Source organism: Streptomyces sp. NPDC020490, from assembly GCF_044335305.1.
Taxonomy (GTDB): domain Bacteria; phylum Actinomycetota; class Actinomycetes; order Streptomycetales; family Streptomycetaceae; genus Streptomyces.
Genome location: NZ_JBIRUY010000055.1, coordinates 1 through 21724, shown reverse-complemented (window position 1 = coordinate 21724; position 21724 = coordinate 1). Strand labels below are relative to the sequence as shown.

General features: G+C 72.4%; 16 protein-coding genes. 7 read left to right on the top strand and 9 right to left on the bottom strand.

The features are described from left to right. Positions 1–25: 25 nt before the first annotated feature. Positions 26–877, top strand: coding sequence for an isoprenyl transferase (locus ACH4ZX_RS37475; protein ID WP_398282928.1), 852 nt, complete (start codon positions 26–28; stop codon positions 875–877). A 120-nt stretch (positions 878–997) separates the two neighbouring features. Continuing rightward, on the top strand, positions 998–1534 hold the full coding sequence (locus tag ACH4ZX_RS37470; RefSeq protein WP_398282926.1) for a YcxB family protein: 537 nt from the start codon (positions 998–1000) through the stop codon (positions 1532–1534). 1 nt (position 1535) lies between these two features. Here ACH4ZX_RS37470 and ACH4ZX_RS37465 read toward each other — a convergent pair whose 3' ends face one another. Genes ACH4ZX_RS37465 through ACH4ZX_RS37450 form a run of 4 tightly spaced genes read right to left on the bottom strand, consistent with a single transcriptional unit; the run spans position 1536 to position 4668 of the window. Continuing rightward, complete coding sequence (locus ACH4ZX_RS37465; RefSeq protein ID WP_360746100.1) at positions 1536–1958, bottom strand: transcriptional repressor; 423 nt, start codon at positions 1956–1958, stop codon at positions 1536–1538. Positions 1959–2015: 57 nt separating this feature from the next. Further along, the gene (locus ACH4ZX_RS37460) at positions 2016–2918 is read right to left on the bottom strand and encodes a metal ABC transporter permease (protein WP_398282924.1); all 903 of its coding nucleotides are present in this window, start codon (positions 2916–2918) and stop codon (positions 2016–2018) included. After that, positions 2918–3694, bottom strand: coding sequence for a metal ABC transporter ATP-binding protein (locus tag ACH4ZX_RS37455; protein ID WP_398282922.1), 777 nt, complete (start codon positions 3692–3694; stop codon positions 2918–2920). Before ACH4ZX_RS37455 ends, ACH4ZX_RS37460 begins: the two co-directional genes overlap by 1 nt. 17 nt (positions 3695–3711) lie before the next feature. After that, positions 3712–4668 carry a metal ABC transporter substrate-binding protein gene (locus ACH4ZX_RS37450; RefSeq protein WP_398282920.1) on the bottom strand — a complete coding sequence of 319 codons (957 nt, stop codon included), beginning with the start codon at positions 4666–4668 and terminating at the stop codon, positions 3712–3714. Positions 4669–4829: 161 nt separating this feature from the next. On the opposite strand from ACH4ZX_RS37450, the gene ACH4ZX_RS37445 reads away from it, so the two are divergent. Next, positions 4830–6212: a glycine--tRNA ligase gene (locus ACH4ZX_RS37445; protein WP_398282918.1), complete on the top strand. Its 1383-nt coding sequence runs from the start codon at positions 4830–4832 to the stop codon at positions 6210–6212. 140 nt (positions 6213–6352) lie between these two features. On the opposite strand, the gene ACH4ZX_RS37440 is transcribed toward ACH4ZX_RS37445, so the two are convergent. After that, on the bottom strand, positions 6353–6514 hold the full coding sequence (locus ACH4ZX_RS37440; protein WP_398282966.1) for a hypothetical protein: 162 nt from the start codon (positions 6512–6514) through the stop codon (positions 6353–6355). Positions 6515–6749: 235 nt separating this feature from the next. After that, complete coding sequence (locus ACH4ZX_RS37435; protein ID WP_398282916.1) at positions 6750–8195, bottom strand: MFS transporter; 1446 nt, start codon at positions 8193–8195, stop codon at positions 6750–6752. A 105-nt stretch (positions 8196–8300) separates the two neighbouring features. On the opposite strand from ACH4ZX_RS37435, the gene dusB reads away from it, so the two are divergent. Then, positions 8301–9443, top strand: coding sequence for a tRNA dihydrouridine synthase DusB (dusB, locus tag ACH4ZX_RS37430; RefSeq protein WP_398282914.1), 1143 nt, complete (start codon positions 8301–8303; stop codon positions 9441–9443). 104 nt (positions 9444–9547) lie between these two features. Here the strand turns inward: dusB and ACH4ZX_RS37425 are convergent, their stop codons facing one another. From ACH4ZX_RS37425 to ACH4ZX_RS37415, 3 genes are all read right to left on the bottom strand, one after another. Further along, on the bottom strand, positions 9548–11341 hold the full coding sequence (locus ACH4ZX_RS37425; protein WP_398282912.1) for a CDP-alcohol phosphatidyltransferase: 1794 nt from the start codon (positions 11339–11341) through the stop codon (positions 9548–9550). Positions 11342–12057: 716 nt separating this feature from the next. After that, a complete protein-coding gene (locus tag ACH4ZX_RS37420; protein ID WP_398282910.1) occupies positions 12058–13998 on the bottom strand; it encodes a glycogen debranching N-terminal domain-containing protein in 1941 nt (646 codons plus the stop codon). After that, on the bottom strand, positions 13995–15596 hold the full coding sequence (locus ACH4ZX_RS37415; RefSeq protein WP_398282908.1) for an MGH1-like glycoside hydrolase domain-containing protein: 1602 nt from the start codon (positions 15594–15596) through the stop codon (positions 13995–13997). Before ACH4ZX_RS37415 ends, ACH4ZX_RS37420 begins: the two co-directional genes overlap by 4 nt. 120 nt (positions 15597–15716) lie before the next feature. Between ACH4ZX_RS37415 and ACH4ZX_RS37410 the strand changes: the two genes are divergently transcribed. From ACH4ZX_RS37410 to ACH4ZX_RS37400, 3 genes are all read left to right on the top strand, one after another. Further along, positions 15717–16922 carry an ROK family protein gene (locus ACH4ZX_RS37410; protein ID WP_398282906.1) on the top strand — a complete coding sequence of 402 codons (1206 nt, stop codon included), beginning with the start codon at positions 15717–15719 and terminating at the stop codon, positions 16920–16922. Between the two features lie 448 nt (positions 16923–17370). Then, complete coding sequence (gene ppdK / locus ACH4ZX_RS37405) at positions 17371–20118, top strand: pyruvate, phosphate dikinase (RefSeq protein ID WP_398282904.1); 2748 nt, start codon at positions 17371–17373, stop codon at positions 20116–20118. A gap of 294 nt (positions 20119–20412) precedes the next feature. Further along, positions 20413–21327, top strand: coding sequence for an oxidoreductase (locus ACH4ZX_RS37400; protein WP_398282902.1), 915 nt, complete (start codon positions 20413–20415; stop codon positions 21325–21327). Positions 21328–21724: the final 397 nt, after the last annotated feature.

The window sequence follows — 21724 nt, the reverse complement described above, 5'->3', positions numbered from 1 at the left end:
AAAGCCAGAGGGAGACGAGAAGCACATGGTCGTACGCGGGATCCTGGGACGCCGGCGCAGCGAGTACAGGGCGCCGGAACCGCACCCGTCCGGCGCCCGCCCGCCGAAGCTCCCGGGCGAGCTGGTCCCGAACCATGTGGCGATCGTCATGGACGGGAACGGCCGCTGGGCGAAGGAGCGCGGCCTGCCGCGCACCGAGGGCCACAAGGTCGGCGCCGAGCAGGTCCTCGACGTGCTCCAGGGCGCGATCGAGATCGGCGTCGGCAACATCTCCCTCTACGCCTTCTCCACGGAGAACTGGAAGCGCTCGCCCGAAGAGGTCCGCTTCCTGATGAACTTCAACCGCGACTTCATCCGCAAGTCCCGCGACCAGCTCGACGCACTCGGCGTCCGGGTGCGCTGGGCGGGCCGGATGCCCCGGCTGTGGAAGTCGGTCGCCAAGGAGCTCCAGGTCGCCCAGGAGCAGACCAAGGACAACGACCTGCTCACCCTGTACTTCTGCATGAACTACGGCGGCCGGGCCGAGATCACCGACGCGGTGCAGGCGATCGCCGAGGAGGTCAGGGCCGGCCGGCTCGACCCGTCGAAGATCACCGAGAAGGTCATCCAGAAGTACATGTACTACGCCGACATGCCGGACGTGGACATGTTCCTGCGGCCCAGCGGCGAGCAGCGCACCTCCAACTACCTGATCTGGCAGAGCGCTTACGCCGAGATGGTCTTCCAGGACGTCCTGTGGCCCGACTTCGACCGCCGTGACCTGTGGCGGGCGTGCCTCGAATTCGCCTCCCGCGACCGGCGGTTCGGCGGGGCCATCCCCAACGAGGAGCTGCTGGCCATGGAGGGCCGCACGGGGGAGAAACCGTCGGGCGTCTGACGGCCACCCGCGTTTCACGAGGGCCGTCGAGGATGCGGGCCGTCGAGGACGCGGAAGATCCGTCCCCGGCCCCCGTAAGTGCTTCGACCGGAGCTGACCGGCACCGCTACGCTCCGCCCCATGGTCATGGACATGGGGCGGGACGCCGGTCAGGGTGTGGTCGAGCTGGCGTACCAGCCGGTCGCGGGGGATTTCCTGGGGGCGCTGCGGGAACGCGAGCGGTTGCGGCGGCGGGTGTGGGTGCGGCGCTGGGCCGTCGGTGTCGTGGCGGCCGCTTTCGTGCTGAACGCCTCACTCTCGGTGGCGGGGAGCGAGAAACCCGACTGGTTCCTGCTGATCTGTATGCCCTTGGGCGCGGCTCTGCTGCTCTGCATGCCCCGGGTCCGGGCCCGCGCCTTCCTCAAGCTCGCCGTCCGCAACGGCACGTATCGCGCGACCGTGGCGGACGCCGGGCTGACGATGGCCACCGACAACAGCACGACATCGGTCGACTGGGCGGCGCAGCCCCGCTACCGGGAGACCGAAGACGCCTTCATCACCTACAGCGACGACAAGAACGCCTCCTGCTTCACCGTGCTGCCCAAGCGCGGCCTCCCGGATCCCGCCGACGCCGACCGGCTGCGCGCGATCCTCGACCGGCACCTGACGCGCGGGTAGCTCAGCGGCCCTCAGCGGCCCCGGCGCAGTCCGCGCAGGTGCCGAAGATCTCGACGGTGTGGGCGACGTTGACGTACCCGTGCTCGGCGGCGATCGCCTCGGCCCACTTCTCCACCGCCGGGCCCTCCACCTCCACCGCCTTGCCGCAGGCCCGGCAGACGAGATGGTGGTGGTGCTCGCCGGTGGAGCAGCGGCGGTAGACGGACTCGCCGTCGGAGGTGCGCAGGACGTCGACCTCGCCCGCGTCGGCGAGGGACTGCAGCGTGCGGTACACCGTGGTGAGGCCGACCGAGTCACCCTTGTGCTTGAGCATGTCGTGCAGTTCCTGCGCGCTGCGGAACTCGTCGACCTCGTCGAGGGCTGCCGCCACCGCGGCGCGCTGCCGGGTGGCGCGGCCCTTCACGGGCGGTCCAGCGGTCGTCACCGGTTGCCTCCTTCACACTGCCTGCCGGCCATTGTGCCAGCCCCGCCCGGGACGCGGTCAGACGCCGACCTCGTCGGCGGCCGCCCGGGTGGCCGGGACCGCGCACTCGGCGGGGTCCCCGGCGGGCTGCGCGGCGGCCGCCGCGCGGGCGCGTCGGCGGGCCAGCGGGGCGGCCAGCGCGGTCAGCGCGACGAACGCCGCGATGGTCAGCAGCACGATCGTCGCGCCGGGCGGCACGTCCTGGTAGTACGAGGTGACGGTGCCGCCGATCGTCACGGTCACCCCGATGGCTACGGCGATCGCGAAGGTCGCCGCGAAGCTGCGGCTGAGCTGCTGGGCCGCCGCCACCGGGACCACCATCAGGGCCGACACCAGCAGCAGGCCCACCACGCGCATCGCGACGGTCACCGTCACCGCCGCGGTGACCGCGGTGAGCAGGTTCAGGGCGCGCACCGGCAGGCCCGTGACCCGCGCGAACTCCTCGTCCTGGCTGACCGCGAACAACTGGCGGCGCAGTCCGACGGTGACCAGCACCACGAACCCGGCCAGCAGGCAGATCGCGGTGACGTCCGACTCCGACACCGTGGACAGGGAGCCGAAGAGGTACGAGGTGAGGTTGGCGTTGGACCCGGTCGGGGCGAGGTTGATGAACATCACGCCGCCGGCCATGCCGCCGTAGAAGAGCATCGCCAGGGCGATGTCCCCGCGGGTGCGGCCGTACCAGCGGATCAGCTCCATCAGCACCGCGCCCAGCACCGAGACCAGCGTCGCCATCCACACCGGCGAGGCGTTCAGCAGGAAGCCGAGGCCGACGCCGGTCATCGCCACGTGGCCGATGCCGTCGCCCATCAGGGCCTGGCGGCGCTGCACGAGGTAGATGCCGATGGCGGGGGCGGTGATGCCGACCAGGACGGCGGCGAGCAGCGCCCGCTGCATGAAGGCGTAGTTCAGGAGGTCCATCAGCTCAGCAGTCCCGTGCGGATCGGTTCGGTGCCCGCGGGCGCGTGCGGGTGGACGTGGTCGTGGCCGGGCAGGGCATGCTGGCCTACGGCCTTCGGGGGCGGGCCGTCGTGCAGGACGCAGCCGTCGCGCAGCACGACCGCCCGGTCGATCAGGGGCTCCAGGGGGCCCAGCTCGTGCAGCACCAGCAGGACCGTGGCCCCGGCGGCGACCTGCTCCCGCAGTGTGCGGGCCAGCACCTCCTGGCTGGCCAGGTCGACGCCCGCCATCGGCTCGTCCATGATCAGCAGCTCGGGTTCGGCGGCGAGCGCGCGGGCGATCAGCACCCGCTGGTGCTGGCCGCCGGACAGGGCGTTCACCGAGTCCTTCGCCCGGTCCGCCATGCCGACCAGCTCCAGCGCCCGGCGCACGGCCGCGTGGTCGGCCCCCCGCAGCACCCCGAAGCGGGCCCGGGACAGCCGGCCCGAGGTGACCACCTCGGTCACCGTCGACGGCACCCCGCCCGCGGCCGTGGTGCGCTGCGGCACGTACCCGACGCGGGCCCAGTCGCGGAACCGGCGCCGCGGGACGCCGAACAGTTCGACCTCGCCCGCGCTGACCGGGACCTGCCCGATGACGCTGCGCACCGCGGTCGACTTGCCGGAGCCGTTCGCGCCGAGCAGCGCGACGACCTCGCCGCGGCCCACCGTGAGGTCGATGCCGCGCAGGACGGGGCGCGCGCCCAGCTCGGCGCGTACCCCGCGCAGGGATATGACGGGCTCCCGTGTGCTGTCCATGACGCCCTCCATGCGGATCACTCGCTTCCCAGGGCCGTCTGCAGCGCCTTGAGGTTCGCCTTCATGACCGAGATGTAGTCCTTGCCGCGGGAGGTGGACGTGATGCCCTCCACCGGGTCGAGCACGTCGGTCTTCAGGCCCGCGTCCTCGGCGACGGTCTTCGCGGTCCTGTCGCTGACGAGCGTCTCGTAGAAGACGGTGGTGACGCCGTCGGCCTCGGCCATCTTCTCGAGTTCCCTCACCCTGCCCGCGCTCGGCTCGGACTCGGGGTCGAGGCCGTTGATGGCCTCCTCGGTCAGGCCGTAGCGCTCGGCGAGGTAGCCGAAGGCGGCGTGGGTGGTGATGAAGACCTTCGACTTCGTGTCCGCCAGGCCGTCCTTGAACGCGGTGTCGAGCGCCGCCAGCTTCCCGACCAGGGCGGCGGTGTTCCTGCGGTAGTCGGCGGCGTGGTCGGGGTCGGCCTTCTCGAAGGCCTTGCCGACGCCCTCGGCGACCTCGGCGTAGCGCACCGGGTCGAGCCAGATGTGCGGGTCCTTGCCGGCCGCCTCCTCGTCGTGCGAGCCGTCGTGCGCGGCGGCGTGGCCGCCGACCTCGTTGCCGTGTTCCTCGAGCGTGGTCAGCGAGGCGGCGTCGATCTTGGTCTTGACCTCGGACTGGGCCACCGCGTCGTCGACGGAGGGCTGGAGGTTCTTGAGGTAGAGCACCGCGTCGGACTCCTGGAGCTGCGCGGTCTGCCGGGCGCTGATCTCCAGGTCGTGCGGCTCCTGGCCGGGCTGGGTCAGGGTGGTGACGTTGACGTGGCCGCCGCCGATCCGCTCCGCGAGGAAGGCCATCGGGTAGAACGACGCGACGACGTCGAACTTGTCGGTGTTGCCCGCGGCCGCGCTGCCGGAGCAGGCGGAGAGGGAGGCGAGAGCCAGGGCCGTGACCACGGTCGTCGCCACCGCGGGTATGAGGGGTCGTCGGGCGTTCATGACAGTCATTTTCAACGAAGATGGAAACCGTTGTCAACAACGGGTCGGGTCGGTCGAGGGGGACGGCCCAATTTGGTTGAGGGGGACACCCCGCCGGTACCCTGAAGCATTCGCTGGAAGCATCTCGCTTCGTCGCCCGTCGTCGTAATGAAGAGAGCACCGTGGCCGCCGACAAGATCGACACCATCGTCAGCCTGAGCAAGCGCCGTGGCTTCGTATTCCCCTGTAGTGAGATCTACGGCGGCCAGCGTGCCGCCTGGGACTACGGACCGCTGGGTGTCGAGCTCAAGGAGAACCTCAAGCGCCAGTGGTGGCGCTACATGGTGACGTCGCGCGAGGACGTGGTCGGTATCGACTCGTCCGTCATCCTGGCCTCCGAGGTCTGGGTGGCCTCCGGTCACGTCGCCACCTTCACCGACCCGCTCACCGAGTGCACCTCCTGTCACAAGCGGTTCCGCGCGGACCACTTGGAGGAGGCCTACGAGGCCAAGCACGGCCGCCTGCCGGAGAACGGCCTGGCGGACGTCAACTGCCCCAACTGCGGCAACAAGGGCCAGTTCACCGAGCCCAAGCAGTTCTCGGGCCTGCTCTCCACCCACCTCGGCCCCACACAGGACTCCGGCTCCATCGCCTACCTGCGCCCCGAGACCGCCCAGGGCATCTTCACCAACTTCGCCCAGGTGCAGACCACTTCGCGCCGCAAGCCGCCGTTCGGCATCGCCCAGATGGGCAAGTCCTTCCGCAACGAGATCACGCCGGGCAACTTCATCTTCCGCACCCGCGAGTTCGAGCAGATGGAGATGGAGTTCTTCGTCAAGCCGGGCGAGGACGAGAAGTGGCAGGAATACTGGATGGAGCAGCGCTGGAACTGGTACACCGGCCTGGGTCTCCGTGAGGAGAACATGCGCTGGTACGAGCACCCCAAGGAGAAGCTCTCCCACTACTCCAAGCGCACCGCCGACATCGAGTACCGCTTCCAGTTCGGCGGCAGCGAGTGGGGCGAGCTGGAGGGCGTCGCCAACCGCACCGACTACGACCTCGGCGCGCACTCCAAGGCCTCCGGCCAGGACCTGTCCTACTTCGACCAGGAGGCTGGCGAGCGCTGGACGCCGTACGTCATCGAGCCCGCGGCCGGTGTCGGCCGCGCGATGCTGGCGTTCCTGCTCGATGCCTACGTCGAGGACGAGGCGCCCAACGCCAAGGGCAAGCTGGAGAAGCGCACCGTGCTGCGCCTCGACCACCGCCTCGCCCCGGTCAAGGTCGCGGTCCTGCCGCTGTCCCGCAACCCGGAGCTGTCGCCCAAGGCCAAGGGCCTGGCCCAGGCGCTGCGGCAGAACTGGAACATCGAGTTCGACGACGCGGGCGCCATCGGCCGCCGCTACCGCCGCCAGGACGAGATCGGCACCCCGTACTGCGTGACGGTCGACTTCGACACCCTCGAGGACAACGCCGTGACGGTGCGCGAGCGCGACTCGATGAAGCAGGAGCGCGTGTCGCTGGACCAGATCGAGGGCTACCTGGCGGGCCGCCTGCTGGGCTGCTAGCGGCCCCCGGCTCCCGCGTACGCACGAGGCCGGCCCCGACGGAATCCCCGTCGGGGCCGGCCTCGTGCTGTGCGGTGCTGTGCGGTGCGGTGCGTTGCTGTGCGGTGGGGTGCCGCCGCCGGCCGGCGCCCACGACGGGCTCACCCGATCGTGCGCGGCAGCCGCAGGCTCAGCAGCCCGGTCAGGGCCACCCCGGCCAGTTGCACCAGCAGCGTCGTCACCAGGGCGTCCCGCATGCCCAGGTGCGGGAGCGCGTCCTCGCGGAGCCCCGCGTCCTCGGCGCGGTACCGGACCGGGCGCACGCCGACACCGTGCCGAGTGGCTGTCCACCGTCTGCGCCCGCAGGGGCCGGTCCGGGAAGCGGAGGCCGGCGTGCTCCGGCCGGCAGTGACACCGGGCGGTGCTCCGGCCGGCAGTGACACCGGGCGCTGAGGGGCGGGCTCACGCGGCGGGTCGGCGCGTGAGGGGTCGGCTTACGCGGCGGGTCGGCGCGTGAGGGGTCGGCTCACGCGGCGGGTCGGCCGGTGAGCGGCCGGTTCACGCGCCGACCCGGGCCGCCTCGCGTACCTCGGCCGACTCCAGCCGCTCCGCCGTGCGCTCCGCGGTCCGCCGGGCCCAGCGGCCGCTCGTCAGGGCGCCCAGGACGAGCACCGCGGCGCCGCAGGCCGTGAGGATCCACCAGCCGGGGCGGGCCGCCCGGACGAACACCTCCCGGTACGGCGACGAGCCCACCCCGGAGGCCAGCACCGCGCCGACCACCGCGACGCCCAGCGTCTGGCCGAGCTGCCGGCTCGTGGAGGCCACCGCGGCGGCGACGCCCGCCTGGGCGCGCGGCATGCCCGAGACGGCCGTGTTGGTGATCGGCGCGTTCACGAGGCCGAAGCCGATGCCGAACAGGACGTACCCGAGGAACAGGGTGACGTCCGACGTCTCCGCCTCGAACGCCGCGAACAGCACCCCGCTCGCGGTGATCGTGACCCCGGCGGCCAGCAGGGACGGGCGCGGGCCGCGGCTGCCGACCAGCCGTCCGGACAGGGGCGCGCACAGGAAGCAGGGGATCGCCATCGGCAGCATCCACAGACCCGCGTGCAGGGCGTCGTAGCCGCGCACGTTCTGCAGGTACAGCGTCGACAGGAACAGGAAGCCGCCCAGCGCGGCGAACGCGCTGACCGCGATCACGGTGGCGCCGCTGAACGGTGCCGAGCGGAAGAACCGCAGGTCGATGAGTGGTTCGGCGCGACGGGGCTCGTACAGCAGCAGGCCCAGCAGCGCGGCGAGCGCCACCGCGGCGAACGGCAGGACGGAGGCCGCGCCGGAGGCCGGCACCTCGATGATCGCGTACGTCAGCGAGCCGAACAGGGCGATGACGAGCACCTGGCCGACCGGGTCCGGACGGCGGGCCCTGGGGGCGCGGGACTCCGGGACGAACCGCAGGGTCAGCAGCAGGGCCGCCAGGCCCACCGGCAGGTTGACCCAGAAGATGGAGCGCCAGCCGACCGAGTCCACCAGCAGCCCGCCGGCCAGCGGACCCGCGGCCATCGACAGGCCGACCACCCCGCCCCACACGCCTATCGCGCGGGCGCGCTCACGCGGGTCCGTGAAGGTGTTGGTGATGATCGACATGGCGACCGGGTTGAGCATCGAGCCGCCCACCGCCTGGAGCATGCGGAAGGCGACCAGCGCCTGGAGGTTCGGGGCGAGGGAACACAGCAGCGAGCCGAGCGTGAAGACCGCCAGGCCGGACATGAAGACCCGCTTGCGGCCGATCCGGTCGGCCGTGGAGCCCGCGAGCATCAGCAGCGCGGCCAGCACCAGCGTGTACGCGTCGACGGCCCACTGCAGGCCCGCCGTGCTCGCGTCCAGTTCGCGCTGCATCGAGGGCAGGGCGACGTTCAGGGCGGTCACGTCGAGGCTCACGATCAGCAGGCTCATGCAGCAGATCGCGAGGACCAGGAAGCGTCGGCGATGGCTGAGCTCGGGCATGCGGTCATCGTACGACGATGTCGATAGTGCGTCTAACTAATGGTCTGTGCATGGTCGTTTCCCGGCCAGTCACGGGCAGCGCCCGCGGTACGGGACAATGGGGGAATGCCCACGCCCACCACGCCCCTGCAGATCGGCCCGCACAGCGTCCAGCCGCCCGTCGTCCTCGCCCCCATGGCCGGGATCACCAACGCGCCCTTCCGCACCCTGTGCCGGGAGTTCAGCGGTGGCAAGGGCCTGTTCGTGAGCGAGATGATCACCACCCGGGCGCTGGTCGAGCGCAACGAGAAGACCATGCAGCTGGTCCGCTTCGACGCGAGCGAGACGCCCCGCTCGATCCAGCTGTACGGCGTCGACCCGGCGACCGTCGGCAAGGCCGTCCGCATGATCGCGGAAGAGGACCTCGCCGACCACATCGACCTCAACTTCGGCTGCCCGGTGCCGAAGGTGACCAGGAAGGGCGGCGGCTCGGCCCTCCCGTACAAGCGCAACCTGCTGCGCGCGATCCTGCGCGAGGCGGTGTCGGGCGCCGGGGACCTCCCGGTGACGATGAAGATGCGCAAGGGCATCGACGACGACCACCTCACCTACCTCGACGCCGGCCGGATCGCCGTCGAGGAGGGCGTCACCGCCATCGCCCTGCACGGCCGCACCGCCGCCCAGCACTACGGCGGCACCGCCGACTGGGACGCCATCGCCCGCCTGAAGGAGCACGTCCCGGAGATCCCGGTGCTCGGCAACGGCGACATCTGGTCGGCCGAGGACGCCGTGCGGATGGTGCGGGAGACCGGCTGCGACGGAGTCGTCGTCGGGCGCGGCTGCCTGGGCCGCCCGTGGCTGTTCTCCGACCTGGTGGCGGCCTTCGAGGGCCGCGACGACGACATCGCCCGGCCCGCCCTGCGCGAGGTCGCCGATGTCATGGTCCGGCACGCCGCCCTCCTCGGCGCATGGCTCGGCGACGCCTCGCGGGGCGTGATCGACTTCCGCAAGCACGTGGCCTGGTACCTGAAGGGCTTCGCGGTCGGCAGTGAGATGCGCAAGCGCCTCGCCGTCACCTCCTCCCTGGAGGAGCTCCGCGCCGGCCTCGACGAACTGGACCTCGACCAGCCCTGGCCGGCCGGTGCCGACGGCCCCCGCGGCCGCACCTCCGGCAACAACCGGGTGGTCCTGCCGGACGGCTGGCTGAAGGACCCGTACGACTGCGCGGGCGTCGGCGAGGACGCCGAACTGGACACGTCGGGCGGCTGACCCGCCCCTTCGACGGCGCCCGGCATCCGGCGTCCGGCGTCCGGCGCCTGGCGCCTCCGGCCGTGACGCCCCGCCCCCCGCCGCGATGCCCCGGCGGGGAGCCCTCATCCCTTCTTCGGGTGCGGAGTGGATCCGTACGCCGTCAGGAAGCGGTCGCGGAAGGAGCTCATCTTCCACACCGGGGCGTCGTGGGCCGGGCGCAGGCCGTCCGTCCAGCCCCAGGAGCTGATCCTGTCGAGGACCTTCGGGTCCTTGGCGACGATCGAGACCGGCACGTCACGGCTGGCGTGGTCGCCGCTGACGCGGGCGATCGGCTGGTGGTCGCCGAGGAAGACCAGGACGGTGTCGTCGTCGCCGTAGCGCTCCAGCCACTCGGTGAGCGCGGTCACCGAGTACTGGATGGACTTGCCGTACTCCGCGCGGGACTTGGCCGGGCTGGTGATGATGTCCGACGGCTTCTTGCCGGCCTTCTGGATCGCGTCGAAGACCGACCCGTCACCGAGTTCGTCCCAGCCGACCATCTTCGGGACCGGCGCCCAGGGCTGGTGGCTGGAGGTGAGGATGATCTCCGACATCAGCGGCTTGTCGCGCTTCCTGCCGTGCTCCAGGCGCTGGAAGGCTTCCAGGGCGTACTGGTCGGGCATCGTCGACCAGCTGAACTTCGGGCCCCGGTAGCCGAGCTGGAAGGCGTTGCGCACCTTGTCCAGGCCGTAGAACTTCGCCTCCGGCCAGCCCTTCTGCACGCCCGGCATGATGCCGACCGTGTCCCAGGCGCCCGTCTTCTTGAACGCCTTGGTGAGGCTCAGGTGGTCGCTGGCCATGACCGTGCGGTAGCGCTGCTGGTTGTCGATCCACAGGCCCGACAGGGTCGTCGAGTGCCCCAGCCAGCTGCTGCCGCCGTACGTCGCCGACGTCAGCCAGCCGCTCCTGGCGTGGAAGCCGGCCTTCGCGAGGGCCGCGGTGCGCGCGTCGAGCGTCCGGTCGACACCGGGCGCCATGATCGGGTCCTCGATCGCGCTGCGGCCGTAGCTCTCGATGAACGTGAAGATCATGTCCTTGCCGCGCAGGTCGGGCACCAGCTGGCTGCCCGGCGTGTTGCCGAAGGTGTCGCTCCTGGCCTCCTTGCCGAAGGCGGCCTCGTCCCGCAGGGTGTCCCGCACCCGGCGCACCTGGATCCGCAGGGCCGCGGCGGTGCGGTCGGAGGCGACCGGCATGCCCATGAGCTCCAGTCCCAGACCGGAGCACAGCACCCACACGACGGCGGCCAGCAGCGTCGCCCTGGTCGCCGTCCGCCGGTTGCGGTCCAGCAGGTTGCCGAGCCGGACCGTCGCCAGGGCCATGAGACCGAGTACGAGCAGGACCAGGACGACGACGCCGACGGCCGCGCCGGCCGCCACGGCGCCGCCCATCGCATCCCGGACGTACGACCGCGCGTCGTCCAGCAGCTCCCAGTCCAGGACCGGGTTGAAGCCGCGGCCGAGATAGTCGGTGAACCCCATGTCCAGCAGGTTCAGGATCGTCATCGCGCCCAGCGCCAGCCCGGCCAGCGCCGCCACCGCCTGCCGCGGCCGGCGGCGCGGCAGCGCCAGCAGCACGGCCGCCCCGATGATCGCCTCCACCGGGATCCGGGTGAACCGGTTCGGCCGCAGCGCGGCCGACGTGTTCGGCAACAGCAGCGCCCCGAGCACCAGGGCCGCGGCCAGGGCGGTGACGGTCCGGCGGGCGGCGCGCACGGCCCTCGGATGGCGGTCGCGCAGGGCGGCCAGCCGGGCGCGCAGGGCGTTCCGCGCGGGGGCCGCCGGCTCCGGCGCGCTCGCGGTCCCGGCCCCGGGCGACGGCTCCCCGCTCACGGGGTCGGTCGTGTCCGGCAGTTGACGAAGGCGCGTGAAGACAGGCACCCGAAGGTCCTTCCGTGCGAGGCCCGTGGCGGAGGGCGGACCGCACCGGGGAGGCTCGGGGCCCGCCGTCCTCCCGTACGGCCGACCGCGGACGCCTGTTCACAGTCCCGGGCAAACACCCGGCAAACGGCTGGTCAACGCCACCACGGACGGGCTCCGCGCGGGGCGTCCGGCCGCCGTCGGCCGTGCTGCCCGCACGCACACGTGCGGGCAGGACACCGCCTCCGCGTGGGCGCCCCGCCCGTACCCGGCGAGCACCTCCGGCACCCGGTCCCGGTCGCCGCCGCCTGGCCCGGCGCGGGGCGCCTGCACGCCACCGGTGCCTTACCCGCGCAGATACACACGCGGACAAGGCACCGGCTCCCCGCAGGCGCGGCACGCGTACCCGACAAGCACGTCGGACGGCCGGCGCCTGCGCGGCGCGCAGCCCCGCGCGCGGCGTCTGCGCGCCGCCGACCGGGGCTCGCGCACGCGGGTGTGCGAGTGGGGCGCCGGCTCCCATGGGTGCGGCGCCTGTACCCCGCGAGCCGCTGGGCGGGGCCGGTGCCTGCTCGCCGCGCAGCTCCGTGCGGGGCGTCTGTGCGCTGCCGACCGGGGCTCGCGCATGCAGGCGTGCGGGTGGGGCGCCGGGTCCGCGTGGGGGTGGCGCCCGTGCCCGGGGGGTGCCTCCGGCGGGTGGTGCCGGTCGCCGTCGTTGCGCGCCCCGCGCGGAGCGCCTACGCGCCGCCGACTGCTGTCAGGAGGGCGAGTGGTGCCGCTGCCGAGCGTGATTCGCGTACGCACGCGTGCTGGTAGGGAACCGGCTCCGGGTGGGTGTCCCGTCCGTAGCCGGCGAGCACCTCCGGCAGCCGGTGTCCGGTCGCCGTCGCGGCGTCCACCAGGGCGTGCGCCACCGTGCGGGCCTCGTCGTGCAGGCCGTAGCGGGCCAGCCCCAGCGTGAGCAGCGCGTTGTCGTGCGGCCACACCGAACCCCGGTGGTACGACAGCGGGTGGTACGCCGGCTGCCCCGCCGCCAGCGTGCGCACTCCCCAGCCGGAGAAGAAGTCCGGCTCCAGCAGCCGCCGGCCCACCTGCTCGCCGTACTCCTTGTCCAGCAGGCCCGACCACAGCAGATGCCCGGCGTCCGAGGCCAGCGCGTCCACCTGGCGGCCCTCGCCGTCCAGGGCCAGGGCGGGGAAGGAGTGCTCCCGCATCCAGAAGTCCCGCTGGAAGCGGTCGCGCAGATCGGCCGCCGCCTGCTCCAGCAGCGCCGCGTACACCTCGTCGTCCCACACCGTCCGCGCCACCTGCGCGGTGCGGCGCAGCGCGTCGTAGGCGTACCCCTGGGCCCCCGCCGCCGTCACCGGGCCGGTGGCGCGGGTGCCGTCGGCCGAGCAGATGGCGCCGGGGGAGTCCTTCCAGTTCTGGTTGGCGAGGCCGCCCCGGTCGGAGCGGTAGACCAGGTAGCCGCGCGAGGTGAGTCCGCCGTGGTCGAGCATCCAGCCCACCGCCGCGCGGGCGTGCGGCTCCAGCCGGCGGGCCAGGGCCGTGTCGCCGGTCTGCTCGACGTACGCGCCGAGCAGCACCAGGAACAGCGGCGTCGCGTCCACGGAGCCGTAGTACCGCCCGTAGGGCACCTGCCCGAAGTGCGCCAGCTCGCCGTGGCGCACCTCGTGCACGATCTTGCCGGGCTGGGCCACCGAGACCGCGCCGGTCTCCCTCGCCTGCGTGGCGGCCAGCGCGAGCAGCGTGGCGGCGGCCGGCTGCGGGCGGTACGGCAGTGCGAAGAGGGAGGTGAGCAGGGCGTCCCGGCCCAGCAGGGTCAGGAACCAGGGGGCGCCGGCCGCCGGGACGCGCAGTTCCTCGCCGTCCGGTCCGGTCGCCGGGACCTGCAGCGAGGCCAGGTCGGCCAGGCCCCGCGCGCAGGCCGCGGCCAGCTCGGGCCAGCCGGTCGGGAAGGCGACGCCCTCCACGAACTCGCCCTCCAGCTCCAGCAGCCGCTCGGTGGCGGCGGCGGGGGAGGCGGGCACCCACGGCTCGCTCGTCGCCCCGTGCGGGCGCGCCGCCACCCGCAGCGCCAGCTCCACCGTGCCGTGCGGCGGCAGCTCCAGCGTCCACACCAGGCGGCGGGCGCCCGTGCCCGTCTCCTCCACGCCGTCCGGGGCGGGCTCGGCCGTCACGGTCGTGCACGACTGCCACTCGCCGCGCCGGTAGCCGAACTCCACCCCGTCGTCGAGCACCCGGCGGTGGCGCACGGCGCCGGTCTTGGCGTAGGTGCGGTGGTCCGAGCGCAGCTCGAACTGGTCGGTGAAGTCGGCGTCCACGGTGACCGCGAGGCGGACGGTCGTCGCCACCGGACGGTTGCCGGTCACCCGCACCGACTCGACGAACGCGCCGTCGCCGACGGCCTGCTCCCGGAAGATCGTGTACGCGGGCGGCTCCTGGCGCCCGCCGCGCGGGACGAGGACGCAGCGCGCCGTGTCCCCGTCCGCGACCGGCGTGAGCGCCTCCGGCACCGCGCCGTCGACCGTCAGCTGCCAGCGGCTGAGGTGCCGGGCGTCGCGCACGAACAACCCGTCCGGGGAGCCGGCTCCCCGGACGACACCGCTGATGTCCCCGCCGTCGCCCACGGCCGCGAAGGTCCCGCCGTGCACGAGCAGATGGTGCCGGTCCGTCATCCCCGGTCGCCTCCCCTTACTCCCTGATCACTCATCTCGAACGTGCGGGCGCCCGTGGCGGACACGGCGTGTCCGGGGCGCGAGTGGAGCAGATCCAGCGTGAGGGCGGCGGTCCAGCTGAAGCCGCTCGTCCCGCACGCCTCGCCGGTGTACGGGTCGACGTACTCCGCGAAGCCGGTGGCGCCGGCCAGGTCGAGCACCGCGGCACACAGCGCGTCGGCCCGCTCCCGCTCGCCGTGCGTGCGCAGCCCGCGCTCCAGCAGCCAGCCGGTGTTGAACCAGGCCGGCCCCCGCCAGTAGCGGTGCGGGTCGAACGCCTCGCCGAGCAGGTCGTAGCTGGGGACCAGGCGGGTGGCGGTGCCGAGCCCGAAGTGCTCGCCGCCGGCCGTGCGCACCAGGGCGGCGGCGACCTCGCGGGGCAGGGTGGGCAGCAGCAGCGGGATCAGGCCGGACACGCTCCGCTCGGGGATCCGCTCGCCGCTCACCACGTCCCGGCAGAAGAACATGCCCTCCGCCGGGTCCCACAGCCGGTCCACGAGGACCGACGTCAGCCGCTGTGCGCGCGCGTGCCGGGCCGTGCCGGTGGCCCCCAGCTCCCGCGCGATCCGGGCCAGCGCGTGCTCGGAGGCGATGAGCAGGGCGTTGAAGCACGGGTCCTCGACGGCGAAGCCCGTCCCCGCCCCGCCGCCTCTCGAACGGTCCGCCCCCGTGGCCCCGGTGAGCCCCGGGACCACTGTGGCCCCCGTGGCCCCGCTGACCGCCAGGTCGGCGTACCCCCGGTCCCGGTAGTCGGCCGCCAGCCGCACGTAGCGCCCGTAGTCCAGGTCCGTCGGCCGGTCCTCGGGCGAGCCGTGGGCGAGGTCGGCGCGGCGGAAGGAGCGGGCCGGGGCGGGCGTGACCCGGCTCAGCGGCGCGTCCCAGCAGGGGCTGTTGTCCATCCCCTGTTCCCAGGGGTGCACGACGGACGCCAGCCCGCCTCCGCCCAGGTCCCGCCGGTGCATCAGGTAGCGGTGCCAGGCGGCCAGCCGTGGGTACACCCGGGCCAGGAAGCCGCGGGCCCGGGACAGGCCCGGATCGGCGCGGTGCACCAGCCAGGCCGCCAGCGCGTGCACCGGTGGCTGCACGATGCCGGAGGTCTGTACGGTGCGCGGGGCGCCCGCAGCGCGCCCCGCGGTCGAGGAGCGCCAGAAGTCGGGGCTCGGGAAGTACGCGTCGAGCGGGACGGAGGGATTGAAGACGATGTGCGGGATGCGTCCGTCGCCCCACTGGGCGTCCAGCAGCGTCTCCAGTTCCGTCTGGGCCCGTAACGGCGACAGGTGCCTGAGGCCGATGGCGATGAACGCCGAGTCCCACGACCACTGGTGCGGGTACAGGCCGCGGGAGGGCACCGTCGAGCTGCCCCTCCAGTTGTCCTCCAGCACGCGCGCCGCCCTGCGGTGCAGCGCGTCCGCGGCCGGAGAGGTCGGCGGAGAGGCCGGAGAAGCCACCGGAGAGGCCGCGGATGCCGTCGGGGAAGCCGTCGGTGTTGCCGTCGGGGGCGGATCGTATGCGAAGGCTCGCTCGGTGACGCGGGCGGTGAGTTGGGCGGTGCGATCCACTCGGGGCTCCCCGAAAGACATACGGCCGGCCGGTTCGGTCATGGGTACCGTAGGGTTACGTCTATTTAACACGCAAAACTCAATATGTAATGCAGGCTTGAGAAACACAAGGGGGTGCGCATGACGGGACGAGGACAGGGAGGACAGGCTCGCGCCGGTGATCTGCTCGAACTGGTGCGCAGCGGGCGGGCCACCACGCGCGGCGCGCTCCAGCAGGCCACCGGACTGTCCCGGGCCACCGTCGGCCAGCGCCTGGACCGCCTCTTCCGCGCGGGCTGGCTGCGCGAGGGCGCCGGCGGCCCGGTCGACTCGCCGCTGGGCGGCCGCCCCTCCATCACCCTGGAGTTCGACGACGAGCACGCCGTCGTCCTCGCCGCCGACCTCGACACCCGGCACGCCCGCGCCGCCGTCCTGTCGCTGGCCGGCGAGATCCTCGCCGAGCAGACGGGCGCGCAGTCCGTCGAGGACGGCCCGGACGCCGTGCTGGGCGAACTCGGCGGCTGGTTCGCCGACCTGCTGGAGAAGGCCGGCCGGCGTGCCGGGGACGTCTGCGGCATCGGGCTCGCGGTGCCCGGGCCCGTCGACAGCGAGACCGGCCGGGTGGTGCAGCCGCCGATGATGCCGGGCTGGGACGGCTACGACATAACCGGCCGCCTGGCCAGGGCGTTCACCGAACACACCGGCGCCCCGGCGGTCCCCGTCCTGGTCGACAACGACGCCAACCTCATGGCGTACGGCGAACAGCGCGCCGGATACCCCGACTGCTCGGCGTTCGTGCTGGTCAAGGTGTCGACCGGGATCGGCGCCGGGGTCGTCGTCGGCGGCTCCGTCTACCGCGGCGTCGACGGGGGCGCCGGCGACATCGGGCACATCCGGGTGGGCACGGAGGCGCTGTGCCGCTGCGGTTCCTACGGTTGCCTCGCCGCCGTCGCCAGCGGCTGGGCGGTGGCGCGGCGGCTGGCGGAGGCCGGTGTGCCGGCCGAGTCCGGCTCGGACGTGCGCGACCTGCTGGCGGCCGGGCACCCGGACGTGGTCGGCTTCGCGCGGGAGGCCGGACGGCGGGTCGGGGACGTGCTGGCGACCGTGGTGACGCTGCTCAATCCCGGGGTGCTGATGATCGCCGGGGATCTGGCCGGAACCCCCTTCCTCACCGGTGTGCGCGAACTGCTCTACCAGCGGGCGCTGCCGCGCTCCACCGCTCATCTGGACGTCGTCACCTCGCGGCTGGGCGAGCGGGCGGCGCTGGTGGGGGCCGGTGCGCTGGTCGTGGAGCACCTGTACGCGCCGGAGGCGGTGGAGGAGCGGCTGCGGGCACTCGGGGTGTGATCTTCCGCGAGATGTGTGACGGTGTGACGTACGGGCGCGTGACGCGCGTGTTTCCGTTCCAGGACGCGTCCGCATGGTGAAACCGGACCCTCTGCGGGAGCGTGATTCTCGCCACCCTTGATAAGGGTTGTGCTCAGATGAGCGGATCTTGCACGACTGCACTTTTCCAAGGGGTGGCACTCAGTGCCATCACTTGATCGTTCATCGATCGAAATCAGGCGTGCTGTAAGCCGCTCAGATGAGCACTCGGGATGCCTCTACGGGGGTTGATGTGTTCAAGAAGTGAAAACACTCGCCCGTTGTCGCTTGCCAAGCTTTGACTTTCGATCCGCTGGCAGCCGACTGGTTACGGGCGCATGACGCGCAAGTGGACGTACCCATGGGCCTTCGATCTGGGTATGTTCCTCGCCGTCAGGGCAGCCACCGCGTCCTCGAGGAGTCGAGACCCGTGTCGGAAAACAAAGAACCCCACGTAGCCGCGCAGGCCAACAGCGTTGAGGGCGTGAAGTTCGTTTACGACTTCACCGAGGGCAACAAGGACCTCAAGGACCTCCTCGGCGGCAAGGGCGCCAACCTCGCCGAGATGACCAACCTCGGCCTCCCGGTCCCGCCCGGCTTCACCATCACCACCGAGGCCTGCAAGGTCTACCTCGACAGCGGCGAGGAACCGGCGGCACTGCGTGACGAGGTGAGTGCGCACCTCTCCGCCCTCGAGGAGAAGATGGGCAAGAAGCTGGGGCAGGCCGACAACCCCCTCCTCGTGTCGGTCCGCTCCGGGGCGAAGTTCTCCATGCCGGGCATGATGGACACCGTCCTGAACATCGGCCTGTCCGACAAGTCGGTCCAGGGTCTGGCCAAGCAGGCCGGTGACGAGCGGTTCGCCTGGGACTCCTACCGGCGGCTGATCCAGATGTTCGGCAAGACCGTCCTCGGCGTCGACGGCGACCTCTTCGAGGACGCGCTCGACAAGGCCAAGGCGGCCAAGCAGGTCACGGTCGACACCGAGCTGGAGTCCGCCGACCTCAAGAAGCTGGTCACCACCTTCAAGAAGATCGTCAAGAAGGAGGCCGGCCGGGACTTCCCGCAGGACCCGCGCGAGCAGATGGACCTCGCCATCAAGGCGGTCTTCGACTCCTGGAACGGCGACCGCGCCAGGCTCTACCGCCGTCAGGAGCGCATCCCGCACGACCTGGGCACCGCGGTCAACGTCTGCTCGATGGTCTTCGGCAACCTCGGCCCCGACTCCGGCACCGGCGTCGCCTTCACCCGCGACCCCGCCTCCGGCCACCAGGGCGTCTACGGCGACTACCTGCAGAACGCGCAGGGCGAGGACGTGGTCGCGGGCATCCGCAACACCGTCCCGCTCGCGGAGCTGGAGCGGATCGACAAGAAGTCGTACGACCAGCTCATGCGGATCATGGAGACCCTGGAGAACCACTACAAGGATCTCTGCGACATCGAGTTCACCATCGAGCGCGGCCAGCTGTGGATGCTGCAGACCCGCGTCGGCAAGCGCACCGCCGGCGCCGCCTTCCGCATCGCCACCCAGCTGGTCGACCAGGGCCTGATCGACGAGACCGAGGCGCTGCAGCGCGTCAACGGCGCCCAGCTCGCGCAGCTGATGTTCCCGCGCTTCGACGAGCACGCCAAGACCGAGCAGGTCGGCCGGGGCATCGCGGCCTCGCCGGGCGCCGCGGTCGGCAAGGCGGTCTTCGACTCGTACACCGCCGTGAAGTGGTCGCGCTCGGGCGAGAAGGTCATCCTGGTCCGCCGCGAGACCAACCCCGACGACCTCGACGGCATGATCGCGGCCGAGGGCATCCTCACCTCCCGCGGCGGCAAGACCTCGCACGCGGCCGTGGTCGCCCGCGGCATGGGCAAGACCTGTGTGTGCGGCGCCGAGGAGCTCGAGGTCGACACCAAGCGGCGCCGGATGACCGTCCCCGGCGGGCACGTGGTGGAGGAGGGCGACCTCATCTCCATCGACGGCTCCACCGGCAAGGTCTACCTCGGCGAGGTCCCGGTCGTGCCCTCGCCGGTCGTGGAGTACTTCGAAGGCCGCATGCACGCCGGCGCCGACGACGCCGACGAACTCGTCGAGGCCGTGCACCGGATCATGGCGTTCGCCGACCGCAAGCGCCGCCTGCGGGTGCGCGCCAACGCCGACAACGCCGAGGACGCGCTGCGCGCGCGGCGGTTCGGCGCCCAGGGCATCGGCCTGTGCCGCACCGAGCACATGTTCCTCGGCGACCGGCGCGAGCTGGTGGAGCGGCTGATCCTGGCCGACACCGACGCCGAGCGCGAGGAGTCGCTGAAGCAGCTGCTGCCGCTGCAGAAGCAGGACTTCGTCGAGCTGTTCGAGGCGATGGACGGCCTGCCCGTCACCATCCGCCTGCTCGACCCGCCGCTGCACGAGTTCCTGCCCGACATCACCGAGCTGTCGGTGCGCGTCGCCCTCGCCGAGTCCCGCAAGGACCCGCACGAGAACGACCTGCGCCTGCTCCAGGCGGTGCACCGGCTGCACGAGCAGAACCCGATGCTGGGCCTGCGCGGCGTGCGCCTCGGCCTGGTCATCCCGGGCCTGTTCACGATGCAGGTCCGCGCCATCGCCGAGGCCGCGGCCGAGCGCAAGAACGCCAAGGGCGACCCGCGCGCGGAGATCATGATCCCGCTCGTCGGCACGGTCCAGGAGCTGGAGATCGTCCGCGAGGAGGCCGACCAGGTCATCGCCGAGGTGCAGGAGGCCACCGGCACCGAGCTGAAGCTGGCGATCGGCACGATGATCGAGCTGCCGCGCGCCGCGCTGACCGCCGGCCAGATCGCCGAGGCCGCGGAGTTCTTCTCCTTCGGCACCAACGACCTCACCCAGACGGTGTGGGGCTTCTCCCGGGACGACGTGGAGGCCTCGTTCTTCACGGCCTACCTGGAGAAGGGCATCTTCGGGGTGTCGCCGTTCGAGACGATCGACAAGGACGGCGTCGGCTCCCTGGTGCGGGCCGCCGCGAAGGCCGGCCGGGAGACCCGCCCGGACCTGAAGCTCGGCGTGTGCGGCGAGCACGGCGGTGACCCGGAGTCGGTCCACTTCTTCCACGAGGTGGGTCTGGACTACGTCTCCTGCTCGCCGTTCCGCATCCCCGTGGCCCGACTGGAGGCCGGTCGCGCGGCCACCCAGTCGGAGGGCAGCGACCACCGCTGACCCGGGGGCCGGCCCCCTCACCGGCCCCCCAACGGCTCCGGAGCCGTCCCCGGTCCCCGACCAAACCGATCGGGGGCGGCTCCGGTGCTCACCAGAAGGGGCGGCACCCTTGTGCGGGGGTGCCGCCCCTTTCCGTACGTCGGAGAAACGTCGGAGACACCGGGCCCGTGCGCCGGAGGCCCGCACCCGAGCCCGCGCCCGAGCCCGCGCCCGAGCCCGCGCCCGAGCCCGCACCCGAGCCCGCACCCGAGCCCGTCCAGAGTCCGTCCCGAGCCCGTCCGAGGGAGACTGCCGATGCCCGACTGGAACGCGAGCGCCGTCCCTGACCAGAGCGGCCGGACCGCCGTCGTCACCGGCGCCAACAGCGGGCTCGGCTACGTCACCGCCCGGGAGCTGGCGCGCCGGGGCGCCCGCGTGGTGCTGGCCTGCCGCAGCGAGGCACGCGGTGCCGCGGCGGCCGGCCGGATCGCCGGCGAGGTGCCGGGCGCGGCGGTCGAGTGCGCCCGGCTGGACCTGGCCGACCTGCGCTCCGTCCGGGAGTTCGCGGACGGCTTCCGCCACGGGCGGCTCGACCTGCTGGTCAACAACGCCGGGGTGATGGCGCTGCCGTACGGGACGACCGCCGACGGGTTCGAGACCCAGTTCGGCGTCAACCACCTGGGGCACTTCGCGCTCACCGGACTGCTCGCGCCCGTCCTGCTCGCCACGCCCGGCGCCCGCGTGGTGACCGTCTCCAGCCTGATGCACGCGCTCGCCAACATCGACCTCCGCGACCTCAACAGCGAGCGCCGCTACCACCGCTGGCTCGCCTACGCCCGCTCCAAGACCGCCAACCTGCTCTTCACGCACGAGCTCGCGCGCCGGTTCGCGGCGCACGACGCGGACGTGGTGGCGGCCGCCGCCCACCCCGGATACGCGGCCACCAACCTCCAGGCCGCCGGTCCGCGGATGGCGGGACGACGGACGGCCGAGCGGCTCGTCACGCTCGGCAACCGGCTCTTCGCGCAGCCGGCCGAGGCGGGCGCCCTGCCCGTCCTGTACGCCGCCACCGCCCCCGGCGTGCGCCCCGATTCCTTCACCGGCCCGTCCTTCGCGATGTGGCGCGGCGCGCCCGCACCCTCCTGGCGGGCGCCGTGGACCGTCGACGACGCGATGGGCGAGCGGCTGTGGGCCGCCTCCGAGCGGCTGACCGGGGTGTCGTACGCCTGACGGTCCGCGCCGGCCGGCGGGTGCGCCGGGTCCGGGTCGGCCGGGAAGGCCGGAGCTTTGCCCTGGAAACCGGGGAAGCCCATATTTTCTCCAGGCTTTGCCATACTCGTGGATTCGGCTGCATGTGACCGGCGTCACATGTAATTTCCTGGACAGTCGAGCGGATACCCCGATTCGATAGAGCCAGCGAGGCCGAAAACCTCGGTCGCGCAACTACGGGGGAATTACCCGAATCTTGTCGTTGGCAATGGCGCTGAACAAGAGTTAGGGGCGTGTCAGTGATCCTGACGTGCGCGAAAAGAACTGAGCCGTTTCCAACTTGGCTGAGCGGCTGACCAGTTGGCGTGGGGGTGATGTTCCGGAAGAGGTGAAGCTCCTGGTAGATGGGTTGTCGACC